The organism is Sphingomonas sp. PAMC 26605 (genome assembly GCF_000241485.1).
Lineage (GTDB): Bacteria > Pseudomonadota > Alphaproteobacteria > Sphingomonadales > Sphingomonadaceae > Sphingomonas.
This window is the reverse complement of sequence record NZ_JH584241.1, coordinates 1,196,895-1,221,397: the sequence shown is the minus strand read 5'-3', so window position 1 is coordinate 1,221,397 and position 24,503 is coordinate 1,196,895. Positions and strand designations below refer to the sequence as shown.

Genomic DNA, 24,503 nt, shown 5'->3' with positions numbered 1-24,503 from the left:
GAGATCATTTCGCGCCATAGCCATGATAGAGCAACCCGAAGAAGTCGCCCTTGTTCCAGCGCGGGCGCGCATCGCCGTCGGCGATCGCGCGCGCGATCGCATAATTGGCGTCGACGAAGCGGATCCCCTGCCGCCAGTCGATCGGCTGCGACAGATCGTCCGAGGGCTGATGATAGCGATGCGCGAAGAAGTCGGCGGTGGCGGCCTTGCCCGGCCCCTTCTGCCCCGGCCACAGGAACACCGCGGGCACGCCCTGCTGAACGAAGCGATAATGGTCCGAACGCACGAAGATCCCCTGCGCCGGATCGGGATCGGGCGACATCGTCACGCCGAGCGTCCCCACCGCCTGCGCGACGATCGGCCCGAGCGTCGAGCGGTCGGCGCCGAACACCGTCATGTCCTCGAACGGATAGGACAGGATCGGCATGTCGAGGTTCACATCGGCGACGATCGACGCGATCGGCACGGTCGGATGCTTCGCGAAATAGTCCGAACCGACCAGCCCCTTCTCCTCCGCGGTCACCGCGAGGAACAGGATCGAGCGGCGCGGGGGTTTGCCCGATGCCTTGAAGCGCCGCGCTTCCTCGATCAGCGCGGCGATGCCGACGGCATTGTCCTCGGCGCCGTTATAGATCGTGTCGCCCTTCGCATCGGGGGTGCCGACGCCGAGATGGTCGAGATGCGCCGACAGCACGACGACCTCCTTGCCGAGCCTGGGGTCGCTGCCGGGGATCATCCCAGCGACATTGCCGCTCGTCGCTAGCTCGAAACGCGTTTTCAACGCGACGGTCGCGCCGATATTAAGCGGCATCGCGCGAAAGGTCGCGTTGCTGTCGGCGGCGCGCGCCGCGATCGCCGCCCACGGCGTCTTGGCCTGTGCGAACAGCTTGGCCGCGCCGCTCGCGCTCAGCGTCGCGAGGATCGGCACACCCGGCGCCTCGCCCGTGCCGTCGGCGCGCGCCCAGGTCGTGCGCGGCCGGTCGAAGCTCGCGCCGCTCTGCGGCAGCGCCGCGCGCGTCAGCACGATCGCGCCGACCGCGCCGTGCGCCGCGGCGATCACCGCCTTGGTCGCCGGACTCGAGAAATGCGCGCGTTCCTCGCTCTGGAAGGACAACGGCGCACCGCCGAAAAACGCGACGATCTTGCCGCGCACATCGACGCCGGCATAATCGTCGCGCTTGTAATCGGATGCGACGAGTCCGTAGCCGACGAACACTACCGGCGCATCGAGCGCGGTCTGCGCCGCGCCGGCGACAACGCCTGGCATATAATCCTCACCGAAAACGAGCCCGACCGGCGCGGCGCCATTACGCGTCAGCACGACATCGCCCTTGTCAGCAGCGCGATACGTGACGAGCGGCACCTTCTGAATGTAGCTGCCGCCGTCACCGGCGGGCTTGAGCCCCGCGGCAAAGAATTGCGCGGCGACATAATCGGCGGCGATGCGATATTCGGGGCTCCCCGCCTCGCGACCGCGCAGCGAATCGGCGGCAAGAAACAGGACGTGCGCCTTCATCGCGGCCTGATCGTCGGGCAGCGGCGCGTCCTGTGCGATCGCCGCCGGCGTCATCGCGATCGCCGCCAGCGCGAGGAACCGGATCTTCATGTCTGCCCTCATTCTGTGTTCGGCCGCGGTAGCACAGGGCCACGCGCGCACAAGCGGCGCGATTTCGGTAGCGAGCGGCAAACAGCCACCCTACATCTCGGTCAATGCTCGATCTCCAGACCAGCCTCGCCCAGCCCCATGTCACGCGCCGCGCGGACTATACCCCGCCCGACTGGCAAGTGCCCGAGATCGCGCTCGACTTCGCGCTCGATCCCGCGGCGACGCGCGTCAAGGCGACGCTGCATGTCCAGCGCGGCGATCTGCATCACCGCCCGTTGCGACTCGATGGTGCGGGGCAGGCGCTGCTGTCGGTCAAGGTCGACGGCGTCGCGGTCAATGACTGGTCGCTGGAAGGCGAGACGCTCGTTCTGCCGCTGAGCGGTTCGGCGCATGTCGTCGAGACCGAGGTCGAGATCGCGCCCGAACGCAATACGCAGCTGATGGGGCTCTACGCCTCGGGGGGCAATCTGTGCACGCAGTGCGAGGCCGAAGGCTTCCGCCGCATCACCTATTTTCCCGACCGGCCCGACGTGCTCAGCCGTTACCAGGTGCGGATGAGCGCCGACAAGGCGCGCTATCCGGTGTTGCTCGCCAACGGCGATCCGATCGCGTCGGGCGAGCTCGAGGGTGGGCGGCATTGGGCCGAGTGGCGCGATCCCTTCCCCAAGCCGTGCTATTTGTTCGCGCTGGTGGCGGGCGATCTTGCGGTCAATCGCGGCAGCTTCGTGACGATGTCGGGGCGCGAGGTCGAGCTCGGCATCTGGGTCCGCGCCGCCGATATCGAGCGGACGCATCACGCGCTCGACGCGCTCAAAACATCGATGGCATGGGACGAGCGAGTCTATGGCCGCGAATATGATCTCGACGTCTTCAACATCGTCGCGGTCGACGATTTCAACTTCGGTGCGATGGAGAACAAGGGCCTCAACGTCTTCAATTCGCGCTACATCCTCGCCGACCCAGACACTGCGACCGATTACGATTACGACGCGATCGCCGCAGTCGTCGCGCACGAATATTTCCACAATTGGTCGGGGAACCGCGTCACCTGCCGCGACTGGTTCCAGCTGTCGCTCAAGGAAGGCTTCACGGTCTATCGCGACCAGGCGTTTTCGGCCGACCAGGGCTCGGCCGCGGTCAAGCGGATCGAGGATGTGCGCGGGCTTCGCGCGTCGCAATTCCCCGAGGATGCCGGCCCGCTCGCGCATCCGATCCGCCCCGACGAATATCAGGAAATCTCGAACTTCTACACCGCCACGATCTACAACAAGGGCGCCGAGATCATCGGCATGCTCGCCACGATCCTCGGCCGCGAGAAATTCCGCGCCGGGACCGACCTCTATTTCGACCGCTTCGACGGGACGGCGGCGACGTGCGAGGATTTCGTCGCGAGCCTTGAGGACGCGAGCGGGATCGACCTGACGCAATTCCGCCGCTGGTACGGCCAGGCGGGCACGCCGCGCGTCACCGCATCGCTGCATCACAGCGAAGGCTCGGGTCGCGCCGAACTCGTGCTTGCGCAACGCACGCCGCCGACGCCGGGGCAGGAGCACAAGCTGCCGCTCGTCCTGCCGCTGCGGATCAAGTTGTTCGGCGCGCAGACCGCGCAGACGGTTGCGCCCGAGCAGACATTACTGCTGACCGACGCCGAGGAAAGCATCGTGTTCGAGGGCGTCACCGAACGCCCGATCCTGTCGATCAACCGCGGATTTTCCGCCCCCGCGATCCTGGAGACCGACCGCACCGCGGCCGATCTCGCCTTTCTCGGCGCGCATGACGATGATCCGTTCGCGCGCTACGAGGCTCTGCAGCAGTTGATGCTCGATACGCTGGTCGCCGCCGCAGGCAACAATCGCGCCGACACCGCCGCGGTCGTCAACGCGGTTGCAGGGACGCTCGCCGATGCGACGCTCGATCCGGCGTTCATCGCCGAGGCGGTGTTGCTCCCTTCAGAAAGCTTCATCGGCGACCAGATGGCAGTGGTCTACCCCGATGCGATCTTCCGGACGCGCGAGTCGCTCCGGCGCGAAATCGGGCGGACGCTCGAGGCCGATTGGCGCGCGGCCTATGACGGCGCGCGCGCGGCGGGGCCGGGCTATGTCTATTCGCCCGAGGCCAAGGGCCTGCGCCGGATCAAGGCGGTCGCACTCGGCTATATCGCCGCCTCCGGCGCAAGCGACGCCGCCGCGCTCGCCTTCGCGCAGTTCGAGGCCGCCGACAACATGACCGACCGGCAGAGCGCGTTGACCACATTGGTCGCGGGCGACTCGGCCGAGCGCATCGCCGCGCTCGACATCTTTTACAATCGCTACAGCGACAATCCGCTCGTTCTCGACAAATGGTTCTCGGTTCAGGCGATGGCGCCGCGCGACGATACCGGCGCGGTTGTCGCCGAACTGCTGACGCATCGCGCCTTCACGCTGTCGAACCCCAATCGCGCGCGCGCATTGATCGGGGCGTTCGGGGTGAACCAGCGCGCGTTCAACGCGATCGACGGGTCGGGCTATCGCTTGCTTGCCGATCAGTTGATCGCGCTCGACCGGATCAACCCGCAGACCGCTGCAAAGCTGATCCCGCCGCTCGGGCGGTGGCAGCGCTACGATACGGTGCGGGGTGCGTTGATGCGGGCGGAGCTGACGCGGATCGTCAAGACGCCGGGCCTGTCGAAGGATATGTTCGAGCAGGCGTCGAGGAGTCTCGACGCCTGAGGGTCAGCGTGCGGCGGCGACCTGGCTGGCCGTCGCGGCGCGCGCCGAGTCCATCGGATGCAGCGTCACGAGCGCCAGCGCGCCGAGCGCGAAGCCGCCGACGAACTTCCACAAAAAATCGGACTTGAGAACACTGCGCATTGCTTCGAACCTTTCGCGCCGGCCGAGTGCCGAATCGCTGCGGTGCAGCAAATCGGCTTCTCGGGGTCGTTTCGCAAGCGGCTTATTGGCAACCCAGCGTTAACGGAAACTGACTGTTAGCGCAGGTTTGCGCACGCCGTCTGGATCCGCTCGCACGCCTGCGTCAGCAAGGCGTCCGACGTCGCGTACGAAATCCGCATCGCCGGCGACAGGCCGAACGCCGCGCCCTGCACTGCCGCGACCTTGGCATCGTCGAGCAGATAGCCGACGAACGCCTCGTCGGTGTCGATCAATTTGCCGGAAGGTGTCGACTTGCCGATCACCCCCGAAAGCTCGGGGTAGACGTAGAACGCGCCCTGCGGACGCGGGCAGGTGATGCCGTCGGCCTGGTTGAGCATCGACACGACCAGATCGCGCCGCCCCTGGAAGACGCGCGCCCAATCCTTGAGGAAGCTCTGGTCGCCGTTGAGCGCCGCGGTTGCCGCGGCCTGCGCGATCGAGCAGGGGTTGCTGGTCGATTGCGACTGGAGCTTCGACATCGCCTTGATCAACCATGAGGCGCCGCCGGCAAAACCGATCCGCCAGCCGGTCATCGCATAGGCCTTCGAACAGCCATTGGCGGTCAGCGTGCGCTCGTAGAGCGAGGGGCAGACCTGCGCGATCGTTGCGAACTCGAAACCGTCGTAGAGGATATGCTCGTACATATCGTCGGCGAAGATCCACACGTGCGGATGGCGTTCGAGCACCTCGCCGAGCGCCTTGAGCTCGGCCGCGGTGTAGGCGGCGCCGGTCGGGTTCGACGGCGAGTTGAGGATGACCCACTTGGTGCGCGGCGTGATCGCCGCCTCGAGCTGCTCGGGAAGCAGCTTGTAGCCCTGCGACGCGCCCGCCGCGACGAACACCGGCGTGCCGCCCGCGAACAGCACGACGTCGGGATAGCTCACCCAATAGGGCGCCGGGATGACGACCTCGTCGCCGGCATCGAGCGTCGCGACCATCGCGTTGAACAAGGTGTGCTTGCCACCGACGTTCACCGTGATCTGGTCGGGCGTGTAATGCAGGCCATTGTCGCGCGCGAATTTGGCGGCGACCGCCGCCTTCAATTCCGGCGTACCGTCGACATTGGTATATTTGGTCTTGCCGTCGCGGATCGCCTGGATCGCGGCGTCCTTGATGAAATCGGGCGTGTCGAAATCGGGTTCGCCCGCGCCGAGGCCGATCACATCGACGCCGGCGCGCTTGAGCTCCTGGACGCGCGAGGTGATCGCGAGCGTCGGCGAGGGCTTGATACGGGCGAGCGCGGCGGATGGCTGCATGAGAAAGACCTTGCGGAAATGCCGCAATGCGGCGGGTTCGCGCGAGCGCTTATCGCGCCGAGACGTTTGTCGCAACCACGCGTCGCGCACGAATCAGTCCGCGCAGGGCATTGCCGACGAAAAATTCCTGCGCAAGATCCTCGGGTGTCAGCACGTCTTCGATCGCTCGGCCCTGCGCGATCAGGTCGGCGCGCAGGATTCCCGGCAGCAAACCGTCGTCGAGCGGTGGTGTGATCAGCACCTCGCCGCGCGGCACGAACAGCGTCGTGAAGCTTCCTTCGGTCAGACGTCCGTCGGGGCGCACGAACACGACCTCGTCGCTGCCCGCGCTACGCCGCGCGGCGTCATAGAACACACGGTCGCTGGTCTTGTGGCGCAGCCGGATATCCGCCGCCGCGACCGGCAGCGGCACGACCGCGACCGAAAGCGGCTCGGCCGCGCGTGACGGTAGCGGCGCGATCTCGATCGCCACCGCCCCACTCGGCGCAAGCAATAGCCGAACCTTCCGGCCGGTGCGCAGACGGAAGGTCGCCGCCTGCAACTCGTTGCGCGCGGCATGACGGTCGAACACGAAGCCGAAGGCGCGGGCACTCGCCGAAAGCCGCTGGAGATGCAGGTCGAGCCGGAGGATGCCGTGCTCGGGATCGAACGCCATCGTCTCGATCAGATCGAACGTATGCGGGTCGTGCGTCATGAAGGCGGTCTTGGCCTGGGCCTCGTCCCATTCGTCAGCGACGCGCGAATCGGCGACGATGCCGCCCCCCGCGCCATAGGTCGCATGGGTTGCGCCGTGGGGAAGCGTCAACGTGCGGATCGCGACGTTGAACATCGCGTCGCCTGAGGCATCGAGACGCCCGATCGCGCCGGTATAGAGACCGCGCGGCCCTTGCTCGACCCCGGCAATCGCCTGCATCGCGGCGATCTTCGGCGCGCCGGTGATCGACCCGCACGGAAACAGCGCGGCGAGCACGTCGAGCGCGTCTGTATCGGGCGCGATCCGCGCGGTTACGGTCGAGACGAGCTGATGGACGGTCGGATAGGATTCGACCTCGAACAGCTGCGGCACCGCGACCGAGCCGGCACGGGCCACGCGGGCGAGATCGTTGCGCATCAGATCGACGATCATCAGGTTTTCGGCGCGCTGCTTGGGATCCGCGGCGAGCGCGGCGGCAGCCGCTGCGTCCGCCACCGGGGTCTCACCGCGCCGCGCCGTCCCCTTCATCGGGCGACACGTCAGCGTCTCGCCTTCGAGCGCGAAGAACAGTTCGGGCGAAAGCGACAGGATCGTCGCCGCGCCGGTGTCGATCAGCGCGCCGAACCCCGCGCGCGCGGTCCCGCGCAGCCGTGCATAGAGCGACAGCGGATCGCCCAGCACCGCAACCTGGCCGAGATGCGTGAGATTGGTCTGGTACAGATCCCCGGCGGCGATGCGCGCCTGAACGTCGCTAAATTGCGCATCATACCGGCTGCGGTCGATCGTCGGTCTGGACGCGCCGATCCAGGCGCCGGCCGGATCGGGCAGCAGGTCGGGGACCGTCGCGGGCGCGATCTCGGCAAAATCCGCAAAGAGTCCGAACCACGCCAGCGGAAAGTCCGACACCGGGGGCGGACCGAGCGTCGGCTCGAACGCCGCCCCCGCTTCATACGAGAGATACCCCGCCGCGTGCAGCCCGGCGCGCCGCGCCGCGCGGAGCTCGGCAAGCGCTGGCATGATCTCGTCCGGCGTTCGCGCCGTCACGATCCGCACCGGATCGCGATAGAGCCGCGCCGGCGCACCGCCGTCACGGGCGTCGTCGAGCAGCACGAAGGGTGGGGAAAGGCGCGTCACCATAGGTCGTATCGCAGATGCCCCGGCTTTGCCGCCCGGGGCAACCCTTGGTTTTCCCCGCAGTCCCCCGTATCTCGGAGGAATGAGCACCCAGCCCCCCTCACCCGCCCTGCCGCCGCTGCGCGCGGCGATCCTTCCGGTCACGCCGCTCCAGCAGAATTGCACGCTGCTGTGGTGCACCGCGACGATGCGCGGCGCGTTCGTCGATCCCGGCGGCGACCTGCCCAAGCTGGTCGAAGCGGCCAAGCAGCATGGCGTCACGGTCGAGAAGATCATCCTGACGCACGGCCATATCGACCATTGCGGAGAGGCCAAGCCGCTCGCCGACCAGCTCGGCGTGCCGATCGAGGGGCCGCACGAGGAGGATCGCTTCCTCACCTGCGCGCTGTCCGAGAGCGGTGCGCAATACGGGATTCCGGGGGTCAATTTCGAGCCCGACCGCTGGCTGGTCGAGGGCGACACCGTCCGCGTCGGCGATCTGGTGCTCGACGTGTACGAGACGCCCGGCCACACGCCCGGCCACGTGATCTTCCACCATGCGCCCTCGAAACTGGCGATCGTCGGCGACGTGCTGTTTGCGGGCTCGGTCGGCCGCACCGATTTCCCGCGCGGCAACCATCCGCAATTGATCGAGTCGATCGTCACCAAACTGTGGCCGCTCGGCGACGACACGACCTTCCTGCCAGGCCATGGCCCGGCAAGCACGTTCGCGCACGAACGCCAGACCAACATGTTCGTCAGCGACGCGGCATTGGCGGCCTGAGCGATGGCGAAAGCAGTGACCCCGGGCGAAATCCGAATCGGCATCGGCGGCTGGACCTATGAGCCGTGGCGCGGGACCTTCTTTCCCGACAAATGGCCGCACAAGCGCGAGCTCGACTATGCCGCGAGCAAGCTCACCGCGATCGAGGTCAACGGCACCTATTATTCGTCGCAAAAGCCCGCGACCTTCGCGTCGTGGGCGAAGGCGGTGCCCGACGGCTTCGTCTTCGCGCTCAAGGCGTCGCGCTATTGCACCAATCGCAAGGTTCTCGCCGAAGCCGGCGAATCGATCGCGCGCTTCACCGGGCAGGGGATCGTCGAGCTCGGCGACCGGCTCGGGCCGATCCTGTGGCAGTTCATGGCGACCAAGAAATTCGATCCCGAGGATTTCGGCGCGTTCCTCAAGCTGCTGCCCGCCAAGCAGGACGGGATCGCGTTGCGGCACGCGGTGCAGGTCCGCCATGAGAGTTTCCAGACGCCCGAATTCGTCGCGCTCGCGCGCGCCGCAGGGGTAGCGATCGTCTATGCCGATTCGGCGGACTATCCGGCGATCGCCGATATCTCGGGCGACTTGGTCTATGCCCGGCTCGAGGCCGCGGTCGAGGAGGAGCCCGCGGGCTATGCCCGGGCGGCGCTCGACCGCTGGGCCACCGCCGCGCACTGCTGGGCCGAGGGCGGTGCGGCGACCGATTTACCCTATCTTGCCGAGCCTGCGCCGAAGACGCCGCGCGAAACCTTCGTCTTCTTCATCAACGGCGCGAAGGTGCGCGCGCCGCACGGCGCGATGGCGTTGATCGAACGCGTCCGCGCCTGAGGCGTCGTGCTGTCAGCGGGCGCAGCGTTGTCGGCGCGCGCCGGCGCGGCGGCAGCCGGCGGGACCGTATCGGGCCCGGGAGCGAGGATCGCGGCGCTCTCGATCGTGTCGAGCGCGCGACGCACATCGACATAGCGCCGCGCCGCGCTCGTCCAGCGCTCGGCCTGCGCGACGCCGGGCGTGCGCGAAACCTCTGCCAGCGCCGCCTCGACTTGCCCGGCCTCGAGCAACCGGCGCGCCCGCGCCACGCGATCGACCGGGAGCGGCGAGGGCGTTCCCGCCCTGCGCAGCACGATCAGATGGCCGAGTTCGTCGCGGAGACTCTGCCACCAGCCGTTGCTCGCCGCGCCGGTGAGCAGCTCGGGCGTCACGGCGTCGAGCCCTGCGCGCAGATCCTCGAGCGTCACAGGCTCACGCGCCGCCTGGACGACCGTCGCGACCGCTGCTGGCTGGAGCGACGCGAAGCGGGCGCGCAATTGGCCTTCGAGAAAACCGAGGTTGAGCCCGCGATCGATCGCGCGCCGTGCGGCAAAAGCGATCATCAGCGCCTGACTGCGCGTCGCATAGGTCGAAGCGCGTTGGGAATCGCGATCGATCGTCCCTGCGCGCGCCTCGAGCGCCGCAAGCTCGGTCGCGAGCGAGGCTTCGCGATTCGACAAAGCCGCGAGTTCGAGCGCCGGCGCTGCCACCGCCGCCTTGTTCGGCACGATCACCAGCGGCGCCTGGCCATTGGCACCGACCGGTACGGTCACCGTGGCGAGCGGCTTCGCGTCGCTCTTGACGAACCGGACCACCAGCAGCGCGGCAATCCCGGCGCCGATCAGGAACGCGATCAGCGCGAGCGCGATCCCCGCGCGCCACCCGGGCCCGCGCACCGGGCTCGTCGGCGCGGGTGCGGTCAACGGTGGGAGCAGGCGCGGGGCGGGCCGCTCGGGAGTCGCCGAATCACGGCTGGGCGATCCCGGCATGACGGGATCGGGGACGGGGAGGGCGGGGTCGTCCATCACGGCCTTATCGGGGCGTCGGCACGGGCGGTCAATCGCCCGTTGCTGTCGACAGGCTGCGCGCGGCGGCGAAAAGCGCGGCATCATCGGGAGCCGCCGCGGCCGCGACTCCAGCCCAGCCCGCGCCGAGCGTAGACGCGATCGCCGGGCTGAACGCGGCGACCGCGATTCGCGAGCGGTCGAGGCCGACTGCTGCGGCGAGCGCCTCGAGCCGTCGCGCGGCACGGCCCGAGTGGAGCAGGGCAATCGTCCCGGCAAGGTTCGCCAGCGCCGCGGGCGCGATCGGCGCCGCGACACTTTGATAGACCGGGACCACGTCGGCGATTGCGCCCCCCGCCGCAAGCGTCCGGTCGCGTCCCGTCAGGTGCAACGCCCGTCGGATCCCTTGTTCGTGCGCGACCGCGGCGATCTGCGCGCCGTCGCCGCTGCCGATGGCGATGACGTCAAACCCCGCGGCGCGCGCCGCGGCGGCGGTATGCGGACCGACCGCGAGCACCGGCAGGCCCGTCAGCGCAGCGAGCCCGGCCCCGCCGAAGCGCAGCGTATTGGCGCTGGTCAGGATCAGCGCATCGTGCTGCGCGGCATCGGGCACGTCCCAGTCGAGCGCCTCGACCGCGAACAACGGCAGCGACAGCGTCTCGAACCCCGCCGCGGCAGCGCGCGCGCAGGTCGCGGCATTGCCCGGCTCGGGACGCAGCACCGCGAGCGGGCGCGTCACGCCGCGAACAGCCGCCGTACCGCCTCGGGCGCGCGCGCGAGCAGATCGGTGGCGAGCCGATCGGCGAAGGTCCCGTCGCCGATCGTGCCGCGCATCTCGCCGCTCACCTGCGCGCTGCCATCCTCGGCAAACAGTTCGGCGCGCAGCAGGATGCTGTCGCCCTCGAGCGTCGCCAGCGCGGCAACGGGCGAATGGCAGTCGGCCTGCAGCGCGGCGAGCAACGCCCGCTCGACCAGCACGCACAGGTGCGTCGCCTGATGGTTGATCGCGCCGAGCCAATCGCGCATCCGGCTGTCATCGGCGCGCGCCTCGATCCCAACCGCGCCTTGCGCCGGTGCGGGGAGCATGACCTCCGTCTCGATTGCGACCCCGACGTCGGGGCGCCCAAGCCGGTCGAGCCCCGCCGCGGCGAGCATCGAAGCATCGACCTCGCCGGCCGCGACCTTGGCGAGCCGCGTGTCGACATTGCCGCGAAAGAGGACGGTCTCGAAGTCGGGCCGTAGCCGCTTGAGCTGCGCGATCCGGCGTGGCGAGCTGGTCCCGATCACCGCACCGTGGCGCAGCGCCGCGATGCTGGTCGCACCGATCAACCGGTCGCGGACATCGGCGCGCGGCAGCATCGCGGCGATCGCGATCGTGCTCGGCCGCACCGTCTCGACATCCTTCATCGAATGGACCGCGAAATCGATCGCACCCGACAGCAGCGCGCGGTCGAGTTCCTTGGTCCACAAGGCCTTGCCGCCGATCTCGGCGAGCGCGACGTGCTGGACGCGATCGCCGGTGGTCTTGATCGGCACGATCTCGATCGCGTCGATCTGCCAGCCATGCGCAGTGCACAGCGCGTCGCGCACCATATTGGCCTGGACGAGCGCGAGCGGCGATCCGCGTGTGCCGAGTTTGAGCTGGGGATGCGTCACGAAAAGTCCCTCCCTTTTAGCGCCACTGTGGCGAAGCGTCCTGGCTTCGACAAGCCGTGCGCGAGCCGCTACAGGCCTGGACATGGCATTGATCCTCGGCCTTGAATCGAGCTGCGACGAAACCGCGGCCTCGCTCGTCACCTCCGACCGTCGCGTCCTTGCGCACCGGCTTGCCGGGCAGGAGGCGGCGCATCGCCCGTTTGGCGGCGTCGTCCCCGAAATCGCGGCGCGTGCGCATGTCGAGGTGCTCGCACCGCTGGTCGAGGCCGCGCTTGCCGATGCCGGCGTGACGCTCGACCAGGTCGATGCGATCGCAGCGACCGCCGGCCCCGGACTGATCGGGGGCGTGATGGTCGGGCTCGTGACAGGCAAGGCGCTGGCGCATGCCGCGGGCAAGCCACTGATCGCGGTCAATCATCTCGAGGGCCATGCGCTCTCGCCGCGGCTGTCGGATCCCGATCTCGATTTTCCTTATCTGCTGCTGCTCGTCTCGGGCGGGCATTGCCAGTTGCTGCTGGTCGAGGGCGTCGCGCGCTATCGCCGGCTCGCGACGACGATCGACGATGCTGCGGGCGAGGCGTTCGACAAGACCGCCAAGGTGCTCGGGCTCGGTTTCCCGGGTGGGCCCGCGGTCGAAGCCGCCGCGGCGCGCGGACGGCCGATCGTGCCGTTGCCGCGGCCGCTCAAAGGCTCGGCCGAACCGCATTTCTCCTTCGCTGGGCTCAAGAGCGCGGTGGTGCGTGCGCATGACGCCAGGACCTGGGAGGTCAACGACATCGCTGCCTCGTTCCAGGCGGCAGTGGTCGATTGCCTGCTCGACCGCACGATTCGCGCGCTTGAGCACGCCGGCGATGCGACCGCGTTGGTCGTCGCGGGCGGGGTTGCGGCGAATACGGCGGTTCGGACCGCGCTGAGCGAGCTGGCGAGCGACCACGGCTTGCGCTTCGTCGCACCGCCCTTGTGGCTGTGTACCGACAATGCCGCGATGATCGGCTGGGCCGGGGCAGAGCGCTTCGCCGCTGGCCTGACCGATCCGCTCGACATCGCGCCGCGGCCGCGCTGGCCGCTCGATCCGGGCGCAGAGGCCGTCCGCGGGGCAGGGGTCAAGGCATGAGGATCGGGGTCATCGGCGGCGGTGCCTGGGGTACCGCGCTGGCGCAGGTCGCGGCGCGCGGCGGCGCGCGGGTTACGCTATGGGCGCGAGAAGCCGAAGTCGTCGGAGCGATCAACGAGACGCATGAGAATACGCGCTTCCTCGCCGGCGTCGCCCTGTCGCCGTCGATCCGCGCGACATCGACGCTGGCTGAGTTGGCCGATTGCGACGCGCTGCTCGTCGTCGTGCCGGCGCAGCATGTCCGTGCGGTGCTGAGCGGAACGCCCGTCGGAACGACGCCGCTGGTGCTGTGCGCCAAGGGGATCGAAGCGGGGACGCGGCTGCTGGTCGGCGAAGTCGCGCAGGCGCTGCACCCCGCCGCGCCGATCGCGGTGCTGTCGGGCCCGACCTTCGCGCACGAGGTCGCCGCCGGCCTGCCGACTGCGGTGACGCTCGCCTGCGTCGATCCGCTCATCGGCGCGGCGCTGGCCGATCGCCTCGCAGGGCCGAACTTCCGCCCCTATGCCTCGGACGACGTCATCGGCGCGGAGATCGGGGGCGCGGTCAAGAACGTGCTGGCGATCGCGTGCGGTGTCGTCGAGGGCGCGGGGCTCGGGCAGAATGCGCGCGCGGCTTTGATCGCGCGCGGGTTTGCCGAGATGACGCGCTTCGGCGTCGCGCGCGGCGCGCAGGTCGAGACGCTGAGCGGGCTGTCGGGGCTCGGCGATCTCGTGCTGACCTGCTCGTCGACCGCCTCGCGCAATTTCTCGCTCGGCCTGGGGCTGGGGCAGGGCAAGCGCGCCGCCGATTTGCTGTCCGATCGGCTGACCGTCGCCGAGGGCGCCTTCACCGCGCCGGTGCTGCGCGAGGCGGCGGCCGAAGCGGGGGTCGACATGCCGGTGGTCGAGGCGGTGTGCGCCTTGCTCGACGGGGCCGAGGTCCAGGGGGTGATCGGTGCGCTGCTCGCCCGCCCGCTGACGCGCGAATGATGCGCTGGGCGGCGTTGCTCAAGGGGGTCAACCTCAACGAGCGCAAGCTGCCGATGGCCGATCTGAAGGCGCTCGTGGAATGGCTGGGCTATCGTGACGTCACGACGCTGCTCGCCTCGGGCAATGTCGTGTTCGCGTGCGACGAAACCGATGGTGCCAAGGTCGAGGCGGCGATCGAGGCGGCGTTGGACGCCTATGGCCTCAACACCGACGTGGTGGTGCGCAGCGCCGCCGACCTGCAGGCGATCCTCGCCGCCAATCCCTTTCCGGAGGCGGCGCTCGCGCGGCCGAACCACGTCGTCGTGCTGTTTCACCGCGACTCGGTGCCCGCCGATCGGCTCGATGCGCTGCCTCAAATCTATCAAGGTCGCGAGACGCTCATCGCGCGCGGCCGCGAGCTCTATGTCGATTATATCGACGGGATCGGCGCATCGAAGCTTCCGCAGGCGATGGCGAAGCTCAAATTCCCGAGGATCGCGACCGCGCGGAATTGGAACACCGTGGTCAAGCTGGCGACTTTATTGGAAGACGCGCACTCCTAGCACCCGTCACCCTCAGGAAAGCGAGGGTCCCGCTTCTTCTGCTGAACGCGGGCCAGGCAGCGGGATCCCCGCTTTCGCGGGGATGACGGACGCCTCAGAAATCGATCGCGATGCCTTTCGATTCCCAGTCGCCGTAGCGCGTCGGATCGAGCCCATCAGGGTCGCCCTTGGCACTCTGCCCCTTGGGCGCGACGGGGACCGGATCGGGTTCGGGCACCGGCGGACTCTTGCTGAGATAGGCGGGTGGCTTCACATGCGGCGGGCGAACGGCCATGGAGTGTCCTTGATGCACGACAGGTGCGCCCCCGCTACATCGGCGGCCTTTAGACAGAGTTCAAGCTTTTGACCCTTCCGCCGCCGCGCCGCTATATGCCCAAACCCGAACCGGTCGATCCGCCCGGCGTCCCAGCACGCCGCGCCGCGCTGCGTTTGCTCGACGCAGTGCTGCGCCAGGGACTCCCGCTCGAAGCCGCGATCGGCCGCGCGACCGCCGGGATCGAACGCAGCGACGACCGTGCGCTCGCCCACGCGATCGCTGCCGAAGTGCTGCGCCGCCTGCCCGATCTCGACGCGCTGATCGACTCGGCGACCAAGACGCGGCTGCCCGATGACGCCAAGGCGCGTTTCGCGCTGCGTATCGCGCTCGTCCAGGCGCTGTCGCTCGGCACGCCGCCGCACGCCGCGATCTCGACCGTGCTGCCGCTTGTCGATGGTGGCCCTCGCAAACTCGTCCACGGCGTGTTCGGCACGCTGATGCGCGGCGGCGACCAACTGCCCGAACAGCCGACGCTGCCCGATCCGGTCGCGATCCGCTGGCACGCCGCCTGGGGTGACGACGGTATCGAAGCCGCCGAGCGCGCGATGGCCGCGCCGCCGCCGCTCGACCTGACGCTCGCCGACCCTGCGACGACCGACGCGATGGCCGAGACGCTCGGCGGCGTCTCGCTGCTGCCGGGTCATGTCCGCTTGCCCTCGGCGCATGTTCCCGAACTGCCGGGCTTCGAAGAGGGCAGCTGGTGGGTGCAGGACATCGCCGCATCGCTCCCCGCGCGGCTGCTCGGCAAGGGCGCGGGCAGCGTGCTCGATTTGTGCGCCGCGCCGGGCGGCAAGACGATGCAGCTCGCCAGCGCGGGCTGGAGCGTCACCGCGATCGATTCGTCGGAAAGTCGTCTTGCGCGACTTCACGAAAATCTCGAGCGCACGCACCTCACCGCGACGGTGATCACCGCCGACCTGCTGCTCTGGTCGCCGTCGGCGCCGGTCGATGCGGTCCTCCTCGATGCGCCGTGCAGCGCGACCGGCATCTTCCGCCGCCACCCCGACGTGCTCCACCGCGTGCGCCCCTCGCAAATCACCGAGCTCGCCGCGCTACAGGCGAAGCTGCTCGCGCGCGCCGCCGATTGGGTCAGGCCGGGCGGGACGCTCGTCTTCGCGACCTGCTCGCTCGAACCCGCCGAGGGCGAGGCGCAGCTCACCAAGTTCCTCGCCGCGCGCCCCGACTACAGCCTCGTCCCCGTGACGCAGGACGAATTGCCGGCGGGGATCGCCCCCAATCCCGGCGGCTGGGTGCGGACCTTGCCCAGCATGATCGATCCCGGCGGCAATGACGGCTTCTTCATCGCGCGCCTGCGCCGGCAAGGTTAAGCGTTGCTTGCCCGCGCCCGCGACCATGCTACACGCTGAACGACCATGAGCCAGCTACCCGTCCGCATCGCGCCCTCGATCCTCTCCGCCGATTTCGCCAAGCTCGGCGAGGAGGTCCGCGCGATCGATCTCGCCGGCGCCGACTGGATCCATGTCGACGTGATGGACGGACATTTCGTTCCCAACATCTCGATCGGGCCGGGCGTGGTGAAGGCGATCCGCCCGCACACGACCAAGCCGCTCGACGTCCATCTGATGATCGCGCCGGTCGACGCCTATCTCGAGGCGTTCGCCGAGGCCGGTGCCGACACGATCAGCATCCATGTCGAGGCTGGCCCACACACGCATCGCAGCCTTCAGCACATCCGCCAGCTCGGCAAGCGCGCAGGTGTCGTGCTTACGCCGCAGACGCCCGCCAAGGCGCTCGACTATCTGCTCGAGGAAGTCGATCTGGTGCTGGTAATGAGCGTCAATCCCGGCTTCGGCGGGCAGGCGTTCATCGAAAGTTCGCTGCGCAAGATCGAGGCGATCCGCAAGATGATCGACAAGGGTGGGTACACCGTCGATCTCGAGGTCGATGGCGGGATCGACCACACCACCGCGCCTCGTGCGATCGCCGCCGGGGCTGATGCGCTGGTCGCGGGAACCGCGACCTTCCGTGGCGGGCCTGACGCCTATGCCGCCAATATCGCGGCCCTGCGTGGTTAGGAGCCGCGATCTGCCCCCGCTGGACTCGCCCGCAGCGACGGAAGAGGATAGGCTGCGCGACAGCATCGACGAGGGCAAGCGGCTCGTCCGGCTGGGAGGAGACAAGGGATTGTCGCTCGCCGAACGCCTTTCGGAGCGCTTCCACCGCCTGACCTGGAGCACGCCGATTCACGGCATGCGGCTGAAAGGCCGCCATCCGCTCAAGCTTACGGCCGTCCCCGACGACCCGTTCCTCGGCGACGTCAAGCGCGGCAAGGCGTTGCTCGAGGGCACGCTCACGTTCCGCGGCGAAAGCCGCGAGATCGAGACGCTCGATCTCGCCAGGCCCAATTTCTCGCGCGCCTTCAGCGACTATCTCCACAGCTTCGCCTGGCTGCGCGACCTGTCGACCGTCGCGACGCGCGCGCAGGCGACGCCGATCGCCGAAGCGCTGATGCGCAAATGGCTCGCCGCGCATGCCGAGAAGGTCAGCGAGCCCGCGTGGCGCGCCGATCTGTGGGGTCGGCGGATCCTGTTCTGGACGGCGCACGCCCCGCTGATCCTGTCGTCGGCCGATCTCGTCTATCGCAGCAGCGTGCTCAACACGCTTGCGCGCGGCGCGCGGCATATCGATCGTAGCGCCGACAAGGTCGCGCCGGGCGCGCCGCGCATCGCGGCGCTGTGCGGCGTGGTCGCGGCGGGCCTGCTGATCGCGGGCGGGGATCCACGCCGCGGCGCGGTCGAGGCGGCGCTCGCCAAGGGGCTGGCGGTGTCGATCTTCGAGGATGGCGGCAATGTCGCGCGCTCGCCCTCGGCGCAGGTCGACATGGTGATGCTGCTCACCGCGCTTCGCGAAGTGTATGACGCGCGCCAGATCGAGGCTCCCGCGAGCATCGCGACCGCACTCGCCTCGCTGATGCCGGCGTTGCTCGGCATCTGCCACGGCGACCGCGATGTCAGCAGCTGGCAGGGCGGCGGGCCGATCGGGGCAGATGCGCTCGACCAGATCATTGGAGCCTCGGGGGTGCGCACCCGTCCGCTGCGCCAGGCGCGCGACTGGGGCTATCAGCGGCTTGCGGCGGGCAATGTCGTCGCGATCGTCGATGCCGCGCCGCCGCCGATCGCACGGCTGGTCGAGGGCGGCTGCGCCTCGACGCTGGCGTTCGAATTGTCCGAGGGGCCGAACCGCATCGTCGTCAATTGCGGCGGCGCGCGGACCGGGATCGTCCAGCTCCCGCCAGCGCTGGCCGAGGGCTTGCGCACCACCGCGGCGCATTCGACGCTGATCGTCGGCGACAGCAATTCGACCGCGATCCATGCCGACGGCACGCTCGGCCGCGGCGTCGGCGAGGTCGAGCTCGCGCGGCAGGAAAGCGATGCCGGCAGCCGGATCGAGGCAAGCCATGACGGCTATGCGCGCCGCTTCGGCTTCCTCCACCGCCGTCAGATGACGCTGACCCGCGACGGCGCCGAGTTGCGTGGCGAGGACATGCTGCTCCCCGCGACAAAGCGGCGCAAGCTCGTCGCGACCGGCTTTGCGATCCGCTTCCATCTCGGACTCGGTATCCAGGTCTCCCCGACAGCCGATGGTCTTGCGGCGTTGCTGCGCTTGCCGGGCGGGCGGCTGTGGCAGTTTCGCTGCCGCGGCGGCACGCTCGCGGTCGAGGAAAGCGTGTGGATCGACGCCGAGGGGCGCCCGCGCGCGACGATGCAGCTTGTCGTGACGGGCGAATCGCCCGCGGGCGGGGCCAACGTCAGCTGGGCGTTCAAGCGCGCCGGTTGACACGTGCCCGGTTGAATCTTGGGGGGTGAGCGGGCAGGGGACGCGCGAATGTTCCCCGGAGCCTGCCCCATGACCGATATCCCCATCCGCCGCGCGCTTCTCTCGGTTTCCGACAAGACCGGGATCGTCGATCTCGCGCGAGGCCTTGCCGGCCACGGCGTCGAACTGGTCTCGACCGGCGGCACCGCCAAGGCGCTGCGCGAGGCCGGGCTCGACGTCCGCGATATCAGCGAGCTGACCGGTTTCCCCGAGATGATGGACGGTCGCGTGAAAACGCTCCACCCCAACGTCCATGGCGGCCTGCTCGCGGTGCGCGATGACGCGGCGCATGTCGCGTCGATGGAGGAACACGGGATCGGCGCGATCGATCTCGTCGTCGTCAACCTCTACCCGTTCGAGGCGACCGTCGCCAAGGGCGCCGAGCGCGACGAGGTGATCGAGAATATCGACATCGGCGGCCCGTCGATGGTGCGCTCGGCGGCGAAGAACCACGCCTTCGTCGCGATCGTCACCGATCCCGCCGATTATGCGCTGGTGGCGGGCGGCAGCACGACGCTCGCCGACCGCCGCAAGCTTGCCGCCAAGGCCTATGCTACCACTGCAGCGTATGATGGAATGATCGCGCAATGGTTCGCCTTCGCCGACCAGGGCGTAGCCTTCCCCGACACGCTGCCGATCACGCTCAAGCGCGGCCCCGAGCTCCGCTATGGCGAGAACCCGCATCAGTCGGCGGCATTCTACACCGCGACCGGCCCCGCTGCGCGCGGCATCGGCCAGGCGCGGCAGGTGCAGGGCAAGGCGCTGAGCTACAACAATCTCAACGACGCCGATGCCGCGCTCGATCTGGTCAGCGAATTCCGCGACGCCGCGCCGACCTGCGTCATCGTCAAGCATGCCAATCCGTGCGGCGTGGCGACCGGCGCGTCGCTCGCCGAAGCGTATCAAGCCGCCTTCGCGTGCGACACCGTCTCGGCGTTCGGCGGGATCATTGCGCTCAACCGCCCGCTCGACGGCGCGACCGCGCGTGCGATCGCGGGGATCTTCACCGAGGTCGTCGTCGCGCCCGATGCCGACGAGGAAGCGCAGGCGATCTTCGCCGCCAAGAAGAACTTACGTCTGCTGCTAACCGGCGAACTCCCCGATCCTGCCCGCACCGGTCTGCTCGCCAAGGCGATCACCGGCGGCTGGCTCGTCCAGACGCGCGACAATGCCAGCAACCCCGAATTGAAAGTCGTCACCAAGCGCGCGCCGACCGAGCAGGAGCTGATCGACTGCCGCTTCGCCTGGACGATCGCCAAGCACGTCAAGTCGAACGCGATCGTCTATGCCAAGGACGGTAGCACCGCCGGGATCGGCGCGGGGCAGATGAACCGGCTCGAATCCGCGCGCATCGCCGCGTGGAAGGCGAAGGACGCCGCCGACAAGGCGGGCTGGCCGACGCCACGGACGATCGGCTCGGCGGTCGCCTCGGACGCGTTCTTCCCCTTCGCCGACGGCCTGCTCGCCGCGGTCGAGGCGGGCGCGACCGCGGTGATCCAGCCGGGCGGCTCGATCCGCGACGACGAAGTGATCGCCGCCGCCGATGCCGCCGGCCTCGCGATGGTGTTTACCGGGGTGCGCCACTTCCGGCATTGAGGCCGGTGACGGGCAAGGTGGGCGTCTCGCCCGCCTTGCGCCGGAACAGCGCGCGATCCTCGGGGCCCGCCGCCCAGCGATACAGCACGAAGAGATAGACCCCGGCGATCGCGGGCTCGCCGATCGCGAGCTCGGCCCATTCGTAGCGGTGCGGCAGCAGCGTGAAGCCGACGCCGACCGTTCCCGCGGCAAGCACCGCCCACAGCATCGGCCAGCGCCAGCCCGCAACGCCTGCGCCGAGCAGCCGCGACAGATAGGTCGATTTGATGATCGACGTGATCCCGACCGAGACGAACAGCGCGACCGCCGGCCCCGCAGCCTGATACGCGACCGGCCAGCCGACCGCCTGCATCGCGAAGATCAGCGCGAAGCTCAAAGCGACCTGGAACAGCAGCATCCCGATCGAGATCGCGACGTTCTGTACGCGCGCGATATAGACGAGCGCCGATTCGCACACTGCTCCGGTCGAAGCCGCAGCTTCCGCGAGGAGCAGGAAGGCGAGCGCCGCGGTCCCCGCGACGAATTGCGGGCCGACCGTCCCCATCACCGCTTCACCCGGAATCGAGCCCATCAAGGCGAGTCCGGTCTGCGCGGCGAGAATCCAGAAGCCCACCTGGCGCACCTGGCTCGCGACGCCCGCAGTGTCGCCACGTGCCAGGCTCGAAGTGATGACCGGCCCGAGGATCGGATCGAAGCTCGTCTTCAGCTTGCCCGGAATCGACGCGACCTGCTGTGCCATCCAGTAGATGCCGACGATGCGTGGCTCGAACATCAGGAACAGGATCGAACGATCGACATTGCGCGTCCCCCATTCGAGCGCATCGGCGCCCGCGAGCGGTGCGTTGCGGCGGATCAGCGCGAAGGTGCGTCCGGGGTGCAGCCGCCAGCCGGTCGGTCGGCCATAGCTGCGTACGAACGGGATCACCGAGGCGACGAGTGCCGCCGCCATCGAAAGCATATAGGCGAGCACCAGCCCGTCGTGCGGCGCGATCGGATACAGCACGCCCGCCGCGATCGAGATCGTCCAGGGCTCGATCACCGCGCGCGCGGTGACCGTCGCCTGGACGTTACGGCGATAGGCGAGCGCGGCGAGCATGATGTCCGACCAGGCGCTCGCGACGATGATGCACGGCAGCAGGCGTTCGAGCGCCGAGGGGTTGCCGCCGTGGAACATCACGTCGGGCATCAGCAGCAATATGCCGCTCGCGCAGCCCGAGGCGATCGCCGCGACGACGAGGCAGTCCCACACGATCTGGACATGCGGCCGCGCGCTCTCGGAGATCGCAAGCGCCAGCCCACGCTTCAACCCGAAGGTCGCGAGCAACGCCGCGACTTCGACGAACAACACCGCGCGCGCGAAGGTCCCGAGCGTGTCGGGACCATAGAGCCGCCCCGCAATAAACAGGAACGGCAGCCGCGCGACGAGCCGCATCACAAAGCCGATGATGTTGGTGCGCCCGCCCTTGGCCAGCGCATCGATCTCTTCGGTGGTACGCCCGCTTACTGGTGCCTCGAATCCCATCGCCGTCGTCAATGCGCGGCGCCCCAGCTCGGGCCCGTCCCGATCTCGATGCCGAGCGGCACGCTCAGCACGATCGCGGGCTCGGCGGCGGTCGCCATGACATGCTCGATGATCGGCTTTGCGGCTTCGACATCGCCCTCGGGCAGTTCGAACACGAGTTCGTCATGGACCTGCAGCAGCATCCGCACATGCCCCAGCCCCGCCGCTTCGAGCGCGGGCCCCATCCGCACCATCGCGCGCTTGATGATGTCGGCGCTGGTGCCTTGGATCGGCGCGTTGATCGCAGCGCGCTCGGCGCCCTGGCGTTCGTGCTGGACCTTCGATTTGATCCGCGGGAAGTGCGTCTTCCGCCCGAACAGCGTCGCGGTGTAGCCGCTCTCGCGGACGAACTCGGTGGTCGCCGCGATATAATTGCGGATGCCCGGGAAGCGCTCGAAATAGCGATCGATCATCGCCTGCGCCTCGTCGGCGGTCACGTCGAGCCGCCCGGCCAGACCCCAGCGGCTGATGCCGTAGAGGATCGCGAAATTGATCGTCTTCGCGCGCCCACGCGTGTCACGATTGACTTCGCCGAACAGCTCCATCGCGGTCAGGCTGTGGATGTCGTCGCCATTGGCGAACGCGGCCTTCAGCGCGGGCACGTCGGCCATGTGCGCGGCGAGCCGCAGCTCGATCTGCGAGTAATCGGCGGCGAGCAGGACGTTGCCCGGCTCGGCGACGAACGCATCGCGGATCTGCCGGCCGATCTCGGTGCGGATCGGGATGTTCTGCAGGTTCGGGTCGGTCGAGGACAACCGCCCGGTCTGCGCGCCAGTGAGCGAGTAGGAGGTGTGGACTCGCCCCGTCGCCGGGTTGATCTGCGCCTGGAGCGCATCGGTATAGGTCGATTTGAGCTTCGACAGCTGGCGCCAGTCGAGCACCTTGGCGGCGATTTCCTTGCCCGGCGAATCCTTGTCGGCGGCGATCCGTTCGAGCTCGGTGACGTCGGTCGAATAGACGCCCGACTTGCCCTTGCGGCCGCCCTTGATCCCCATCCGCTCGAACAGCACGTCGCCCAATTGCTTGGGGCTGCCGATCGTGAACGCGCCGCCGGCGAACGCATGGATCTCGACCTCGAGCGCGCCGATGCGGTGCGCGAAGTCGGTAGACAAGCTGCTGAGCTTCTCGCGATCGACCTTGATGCCGTGCATCTCCATCTGCGCGATGACCGGCGCGAGCGGGCGATCGACCATTTCGTAGACGCGCGTCGCGCTCTCGGCGACGAGCCGCGGCTTGAAGCGTCGCCACAGCCGCAGCGTCACGTCGGCATCTTCCGCCGCGTAGCGCGTGGCGGCATCGAGATCGACTTCGTTGAAGCTGCGCTGCGACTTGCCGACGCCGACCACGTCCTTGAACGCGATGCAGCTGTGCGAGAGGTGCGTCGCGGCAAGTTCGTCCATGCTGTGGCCGTGGAGCCCGGCGTCGAGGTCGAAGCTCATCAGGATCGTGTCGTCATGCGGCGCGACGCTCACCCCCAGCCGTCCGAGCACGATCATGTCGTATTTGAGGTTGTGCCCGATCTTGAGCACCGCCGGGTCCTCGAACAGCGGCTTGAGCTTGGCGAGCGCCGCGTCACGGTCGAGCTGCACCGGCGTTTCGGCGAACAGCCCCGATCCGCCGTGCGCCAGCGGAATGTAGCAGGCGCGGTTGGGCTGGAGCGCGAGGCTGATCCCGACCAGCTCGGCGCGGGTCGCGTCGATCCCGGTCGTCTCGGTGTCGATCGCGATGAAGCCCTGATGGCGCGCCGCGGCGATCCAGCTGTCGAGCGCGGCTTCGTCGATGACGGTCTCATAGCCGTCATGGTCGCACGGCGGATCCTGCTCGGTCGGCACCGATTTGGGTGCCGGCACCGGCGCATCTGCCACCGCGGACAATTTGGCGAGCAGCGAGCGGAAGCCGTGATGTTCGAGGAAGGCGCGCAAGGGGGCATCGGGAATGCCCTTGAGCTCGAGATCATCGAGCGGTTCGGGCAGCGCGACGTCGCATTTGAGCGTGACGAGCTCCTTCGACAGCCGCGCCATCGCGGCATGCTCGATCAGATTGTCGCGCAGCTTGCCCGCCTTCATCCCCTCGGCCGCACCGAGTACCGACTCGAGATTACCATGTTCGAGGATCAGCTTGGCGGCGGTCTTCGGCCCCACCCCAGGAACGCCCGGCACGTTATCGACGCTGTCGCCCATCAGCGCGAGCACGTCGCCGAGCTGTGCCGGGGTGATGCCGTGGAATTTCTCCGCAACATGCTCCGCGCCCAGCCGCCGGTTGTTCATCGTGTCGTACATGTCGAGCCCGGGCTCGATCAGCTGCATCAGATCCTTGTCGGACGAGACGATCGTCACTTCCCACCCCTGCGCGAGCGCAGCGCGCGAATAGCAGGCGATGATGTCGTCGGCCTCCAATCCCTCGGTCTCAATGCACGGCAGCGAGAAGGCGCGCGTCGCGTCGCGGATCATCGGAAACTGCGGCACGAGGTCTTCGGGCGGCGGCGGGCGGTGCGCCTTGTACTGGTCGTACAGCTCGTTGCGGAAGGTCTTCGACGATTTGTCGAGGATCACCGCCATGTGCGTGGGACCATCGGCGGCGTGGACCTCGTCGGCGAGCTTCCACAGCATCGTCGTATAGCCATAGACCGCGCCGACCGGCTCGCCATGCTTGTTGGTGAGCGGGGGAAGGCGGTGATAGGCGCGGAAAATGTATCCCGAGCCATCGACAAGATAGAGATGCGGCATTTGGCGGGGATAGCCCAAGCTTCGGGAAG

The 24,503-nt window shown here is 68.6% G+C and carries 20 protein-coding genes; 10 read left to right on the top strand and 10 right to left on the bottom strand.

The genetic code is table 11. From position 1 onward, the window contains the following. Positions 1–4: 4 nt before the first annotated feature. The gene (locus tag RH90_RS05590) at positions 5–1,606 is read right to left on the bottom strand and encodes a M28 family metallopeptidase (RefSeq protein WP_010184404.1); all 1,602 of its coding nucleotides are present in this window, start codon (positions 1,604–1,606) and stop codon (positions 5–7) included. A 104-nt stretch (positions 1,607–1,710) separates the two neighbouring features. Here RH90_RS05590 and pepN point away from each other — a divergent pair, with 104 nt between their 5' ends. After that, positions 1,711–4,314: an aminopeptidase N gene (pepN, locus tag RH90_RS05585; RefSeq protein ID WP_010184402.1), complete on the top strand. Its 2,604-nt coding sequence runs from the start codon at positions 1,711–1,713 to the stop codon at positions 4,312–4,314. Positions 4,315–4,317: 3 nt separating this feature from the next. Here pepN and RH90_RS23890 read toward each other — a convergent pair whose 3' ends face one another. The 3 genes from RH90_RS23890 to pabB form a co-directional block, all read right to left on the bottom strand. Beyond that, on the bottom strand, positions 4,318–4,455 hold the full coding sequence (locus tag RH90_RS23890) for a hypothetical protein (protein ID WP_170208025.1): 138 nt from the start codon (positions 4,453–4,455) through the stop codon (positions 4,318–4,320). A 116-nt stretch (positions 4,456–4,571) separates the two neighbouring features. Next, entirely contained in the window at positions 4,572–5,771 is a 1,200-nt protein-coding gene (locus tag RH90_RS05575) for a pyridoxal phosphate-dependent aminotransferase (protein ID WP_029625064.1), read from the bottom strand. 49 nt (positions 5,772–5,820) lie between these two features. Next, the gene (gene pabB / locus RH90_RS05570) at positions 5,821–7,602 is read right to left on the bottom strand and encodes an aminodeoxychorismate synthase component I (RefSeq protein ID WP_010184399.1); all 1,782 of its coding nucleotides are present in this window, start codon (positions 7,600–7,602) and stop codon (positions 5,821–5,823) included. Positions 7,603–7,681: 79 nt separating this feature from the next. Here pabB and RH90_RS05565 point away from each other — a divergent pair, with 79 nt between their 5' ends. Together RH90_RS05565 and RH90_RS21990 are read left to right on the top strand one after the other, a co-directional pair. Then, on the top strand, positions 7,682–8,362 hold the full coding sequence (locus tag RH90_RS05565; protein ID WP_010184398.1) for an MBL fold metallo-hydrolase: 681 nt from the start codon (positions 7,682–7,684) through the stop codon (positions 8,360–8,362). 3 nt (positions 8,363–8,365) lie between these two features. After that, positions 8,366–9,175 (top strand): DUF72 domain-containing protein, encoded by an 810-nt coding sequence (locus RH90_RS21990; protein ID WP_010184397.1) that lies wholly within the window; start codon positions 8,366–8,368, stop codon positions 9,173–9,175. Here RH90_RS21990 and RH90_RS05560 read toward each other — a convergent pair. From RH90_RS05560 to hemC, 3 genes are read right to left on the bottom strand one after another with little or no spacing between them, the layout of a single operon-like run. After that, positions 9,058–10,179 (bottom strand): hypothetical protein, encoded by a 1,122-nt coding sequence (locus RH90_RS05560; RefSeq protein ID WP_198283387.1) that lies wholly within the window; start codon positions 10,177–10,179, stop codon positions 9,058–9,060. The two genes, RH90_RS21990 and RH90_RS05560, sit on opposite strands and share 118 nt — an antisense overlap. 31 nt (positions 10,180–10,210) lie before the next feature. Then, positions 10,211–10,897 (bottom strand): uroporphyrinogen-III synthase, encoded by a 687-nt coding sequence (locus tag RH90_RS05555; protein WP_010184395.1) that lies wholly within the window; start codon positions 10,895–10,897, stop codon positions 10,211–10,213. Beyond that, positions 10,894–11,814 (bottom strand): hydroxymethylbilane synthase, encoded by a 921-nt coding sequence (gene hemC / locus RH90_RS05550; protein ID WP_010184394.1) that lies wholly within the window; start codon positions 11,812–11,814, stop codon positions 10,894–10,896. The genes RH90_RS05555 and hemC overlap by 4 nt, the downstream gene beginning before the upstream one ends. An 82-nt stretch (positions 11,815–11,896) precedes the next feature. On the opposite strand from hemC, the gene tsaD reads away from it, so the two are divergent. Genes tsaD through RH90_RS05535 form a run of 3 tightly spaced genes read left to right on the top strand, consistent with a single transcriptional unit; the run spans position 11,897 to position 14,438 of the window. After that, entirely contained in the window at positions 11,897–12,928 is a 1,032-nt protein-coding gene (gene tsaD, locus RH90_RS05545; protein ID WP_010184392.1) for a tRNA (adenosine(37)-N6)-threonylcarbamoyltransferase complex transferase subunit TsaD, read from the top strand. Next, on the top strand, positions 12,925–13,896 hold the full coding sequence (locus RH90_RS05540; RefSeq protein WP_010184391.1) for an NAD(P)H-dependent glycerol-3-phosphate dehydrogenase: 972 nt from the start codon (positions 12,925–12,927) through the stop codon (positions 13,894–13,896). The genes tsaD and RH90_RS05540 overlap by 4 nt, the downstream gene beginning before the upstream one ends. Next, entirely contained in the window at positions 13,893–14,438 is a 546-nt protein-coding gene (locus RH90_RS05535) for a DUF1697 domain-containing protein (RefSeq protein WP_037492660.1), read from the top strand. The genes RH90_RS05540 and RH90_RS05535 overlap by 4 nt, the downstream gene beginning before the upstream one ends. 94 nt (positions 14,439–14,532) lie before the next feature. Here the strand turns inward: RH90_RS05535 and RH90_RS05530 are convergent, their stop codons facing one another. Next, positions 14,533–14,712, bottom strand: coding sequence for a DUF1674 domain-containing protein (locus RH90_RS05530; RefSeq protein WP_010184389.1), 180 nt, complete (start codon positions 14,710–14,712; stop codon positions 14,533–14,535). 95 nt (positions 14,713–14,807) lie between these two features. Between RH90_RS05530 and RH90_RS05525 the strand changes: the two genes are divergently transcribed. The 4 genes from RH90_RS05525 (at position 14,808) to purH (ending at position 20,187) form a co-directional block, all read left to right on the top strand. Further along, positions 14,808–16,082: an RsmB/NOP family class I SAM-dependent RNA methyltransferase gene (locus RH90_RS05525; protein ID WP_029625062.1), complete on the top strand. Its 1,275-nt coding sequence runs from the start codon at positions 14,808–14,810 to the stop codon at positions 16,080–16,082. Between the two features lie 45 nt (positions 16,083–16,127). Next, entirely contained in the window at positions 16,128–16,790 is a 663-nt protein-coding gene (rpe, locus tag RH90_RS05520; protein ID WP_010184386.1) for a ribulose-phosphate 3-epimerase, read from the top strand. Beyond that, positions 16,759–18,552 (top strand): heparinase II/III domain-containing protein, encoded by a 1,794-nt coding sequence (locus RH90_RS05515; protein ID WP_029625061.1) that lies wholly within the window; start codon positions 16,759–16,761, stop codon positions 18,550–18,552. The genes rpe and RH90_RS05515 overlap by 32 nt, the downstream gene beginning before the upstream one ends. Positions 18,553–18,621: 69 nt before the next feature. Then, positions 18,622–20,187, top strand: a complete 1,566-nt coding sequence (gene purH / locus RH90_RS05510) for a bifunctional phosphoribosylaminoimidazolecarboxamide formyltransferase/IMP cyclohydrolase (protein WP_010184383.1) — start codon at positions 18,622–18,624, stop codon at positions 20,185–20,187. Here the strand turns inward: purH and RH90_RS05505 are convergent. Further along, on the bottom strand, positions 20,159–21,709 hold the full coding sequence (locus tag RH90_RS05505; protein WP_010184382.1) for a lipopolysaccharide biosynthesis protein: 1,551 nt from the start codon (positions 21,707–21,709) through the stop codon (positions 20,159–20,161). The genes purH and RH90_RS05505 overlap by 29 nt on opposite strands. 8 nt (positions 21,710–21,717) lie before the next feature. After that, the gene (polA, locus tag RH90_RS05500; protein ID WP_010184381.1) at positions 21,718–24,474 is read right to left on the bottom strand and encodes a DNA polymerase I; all 2,757 of its coding nucleotides are present in this window, start codon (positions 24,472–24,474) and stop codon (positions 21,718–21,720) included. Positions 24,475–24,503: the final 29 nt, after the last annotated feature.

Excerpts from the sequence above, each read along its gene's own strand:
- RH90_RS05590 (WP_010184404.1), bottom strand. The coding sequence starts at position 1,606 with ATGAAGATCCGGTTCCTCGCGCTGGCGGCGATCGCGATGACGCCGGCG.
- pepN (WP_010184402.1), top strand. The coding sequence starts at position 1,711 with ATGCTCGATCTCCAGACCAGCCTCGCCCAGCCCCATGTCACGCGCCGC.
- RH90_RS23890 (WP_170208025.1), bottom strand. The coding sequence starts at position 4,455 with ATGCGCAGTGTTCTCAAGTCCGATTTTTTGTGGAAGTTCGTCGGCGGC.
- RH90_RS05575 (WP_029625064.1), bottom strand. The coding sequence starts at position 5,771 with ATGCAGCCATCCGCCGCGCTCGCCCGTATCAAGCCCTCGCCGACGCTC.
- pabB (WP_010184399.1), bottom strand. The coding sequence starts at position 7,602 with ATGGTGACGCGCCTTTCCCCACCCTTCGTGCTGCTCGACGACGCCCGT.
- RH90_RS05565 (WP_010184398.1), top strand. The coding sequence starts at position 7,682 with ATGAGCACCCAGCCCCCCTCACCCGCCCTGCCGCCGCTGCGCGCGGCG.
- RH90_RS21990 (WP_010184397.1), top strand. The coding sequence starts at position 8,366 with ATGGCGAAAGCAGTGACCCCGGGCGAAATCCGAATCGGCATCGGCGGC.
- RH90_RS05560 (WP_198283387.1), bottom strand. The coding sequence starts at position 10,179 with ATGGACGACCCCGCCCTCCCCGTCCCCGATCCCGTCATGCCGGGATCG.
- tsaD (WP_010184392.1), top strand. The coding sequence starts at position 11,897 with ATGGCATTGATCCTCGGCCTTGAATCGAGCTGCGACGAAACCGCGGCC.
- RH90_RS05540 (WP_010184391.1), top strand. The coding sequence starts at position 12,925 with ATGAGGATCGGGGTCATCGGCGGCGGTGCCTGGGGTACCGCGCTGGCG.
- RH90_RS05535 (WP_037492660.1), top strand. The coding sequence starts at position 13,893 with ATGATGCGCTGGGCGGCGTTGCTCAAGGGGGTCAACCTCAACGAGCGC.
- RH90_RS05530 (WP_010184389.1), bottom strand. The coding sequence starts at position 14,712 with ATGGCCGTTCGCCCGCCGCATGTGAAGCCACCCGCCTATCTCAGCAAG.
- RH90_RS05525 (WP_029625062.1), top strand. The coding sequence starts at position 14,808 with ATGCCCAAACCCGAACCGGTCGATCCGCCCGGCGTCCCAGCACGCCGC.
- rpe (WP_010184386.1), top strand. The coding sequence starts at position 16,128 with ATGAGCCAGCTACCCGTCCGCATCGCGCCCTCGATCCTCTCCGCCGAT.
- RH90_RS05515 (WP_029625061.1), top strand. The coding sequence starts at position 16,759 with ATGCCGCCAATATCGCGGCCCTGCGTGGTTAGGAGCCGCGATCTGCCC.
- purH (WP_010184383.1), top strand. The coding sequence starts at position 18,622 with ATGACCGATATCCCCATCCGCCGCGCGCTTCTCTCGGTTTCCGACAAG.
- RH90_RS05505 (WP_010184382.1), bottom strand. The coding sequence starts at position 21,709 with ATGGGATTCGAGGCACCAGTAAGCGGGCGTACCACCGAAGAGATCGAT.
- polA (WP_010184381.1), bottom strand. The coding sequence starts at position 24,474 with ATGCCGCATCTCTATCTTGTCGATGGCTCGGGATACATTTTCCGCGCC.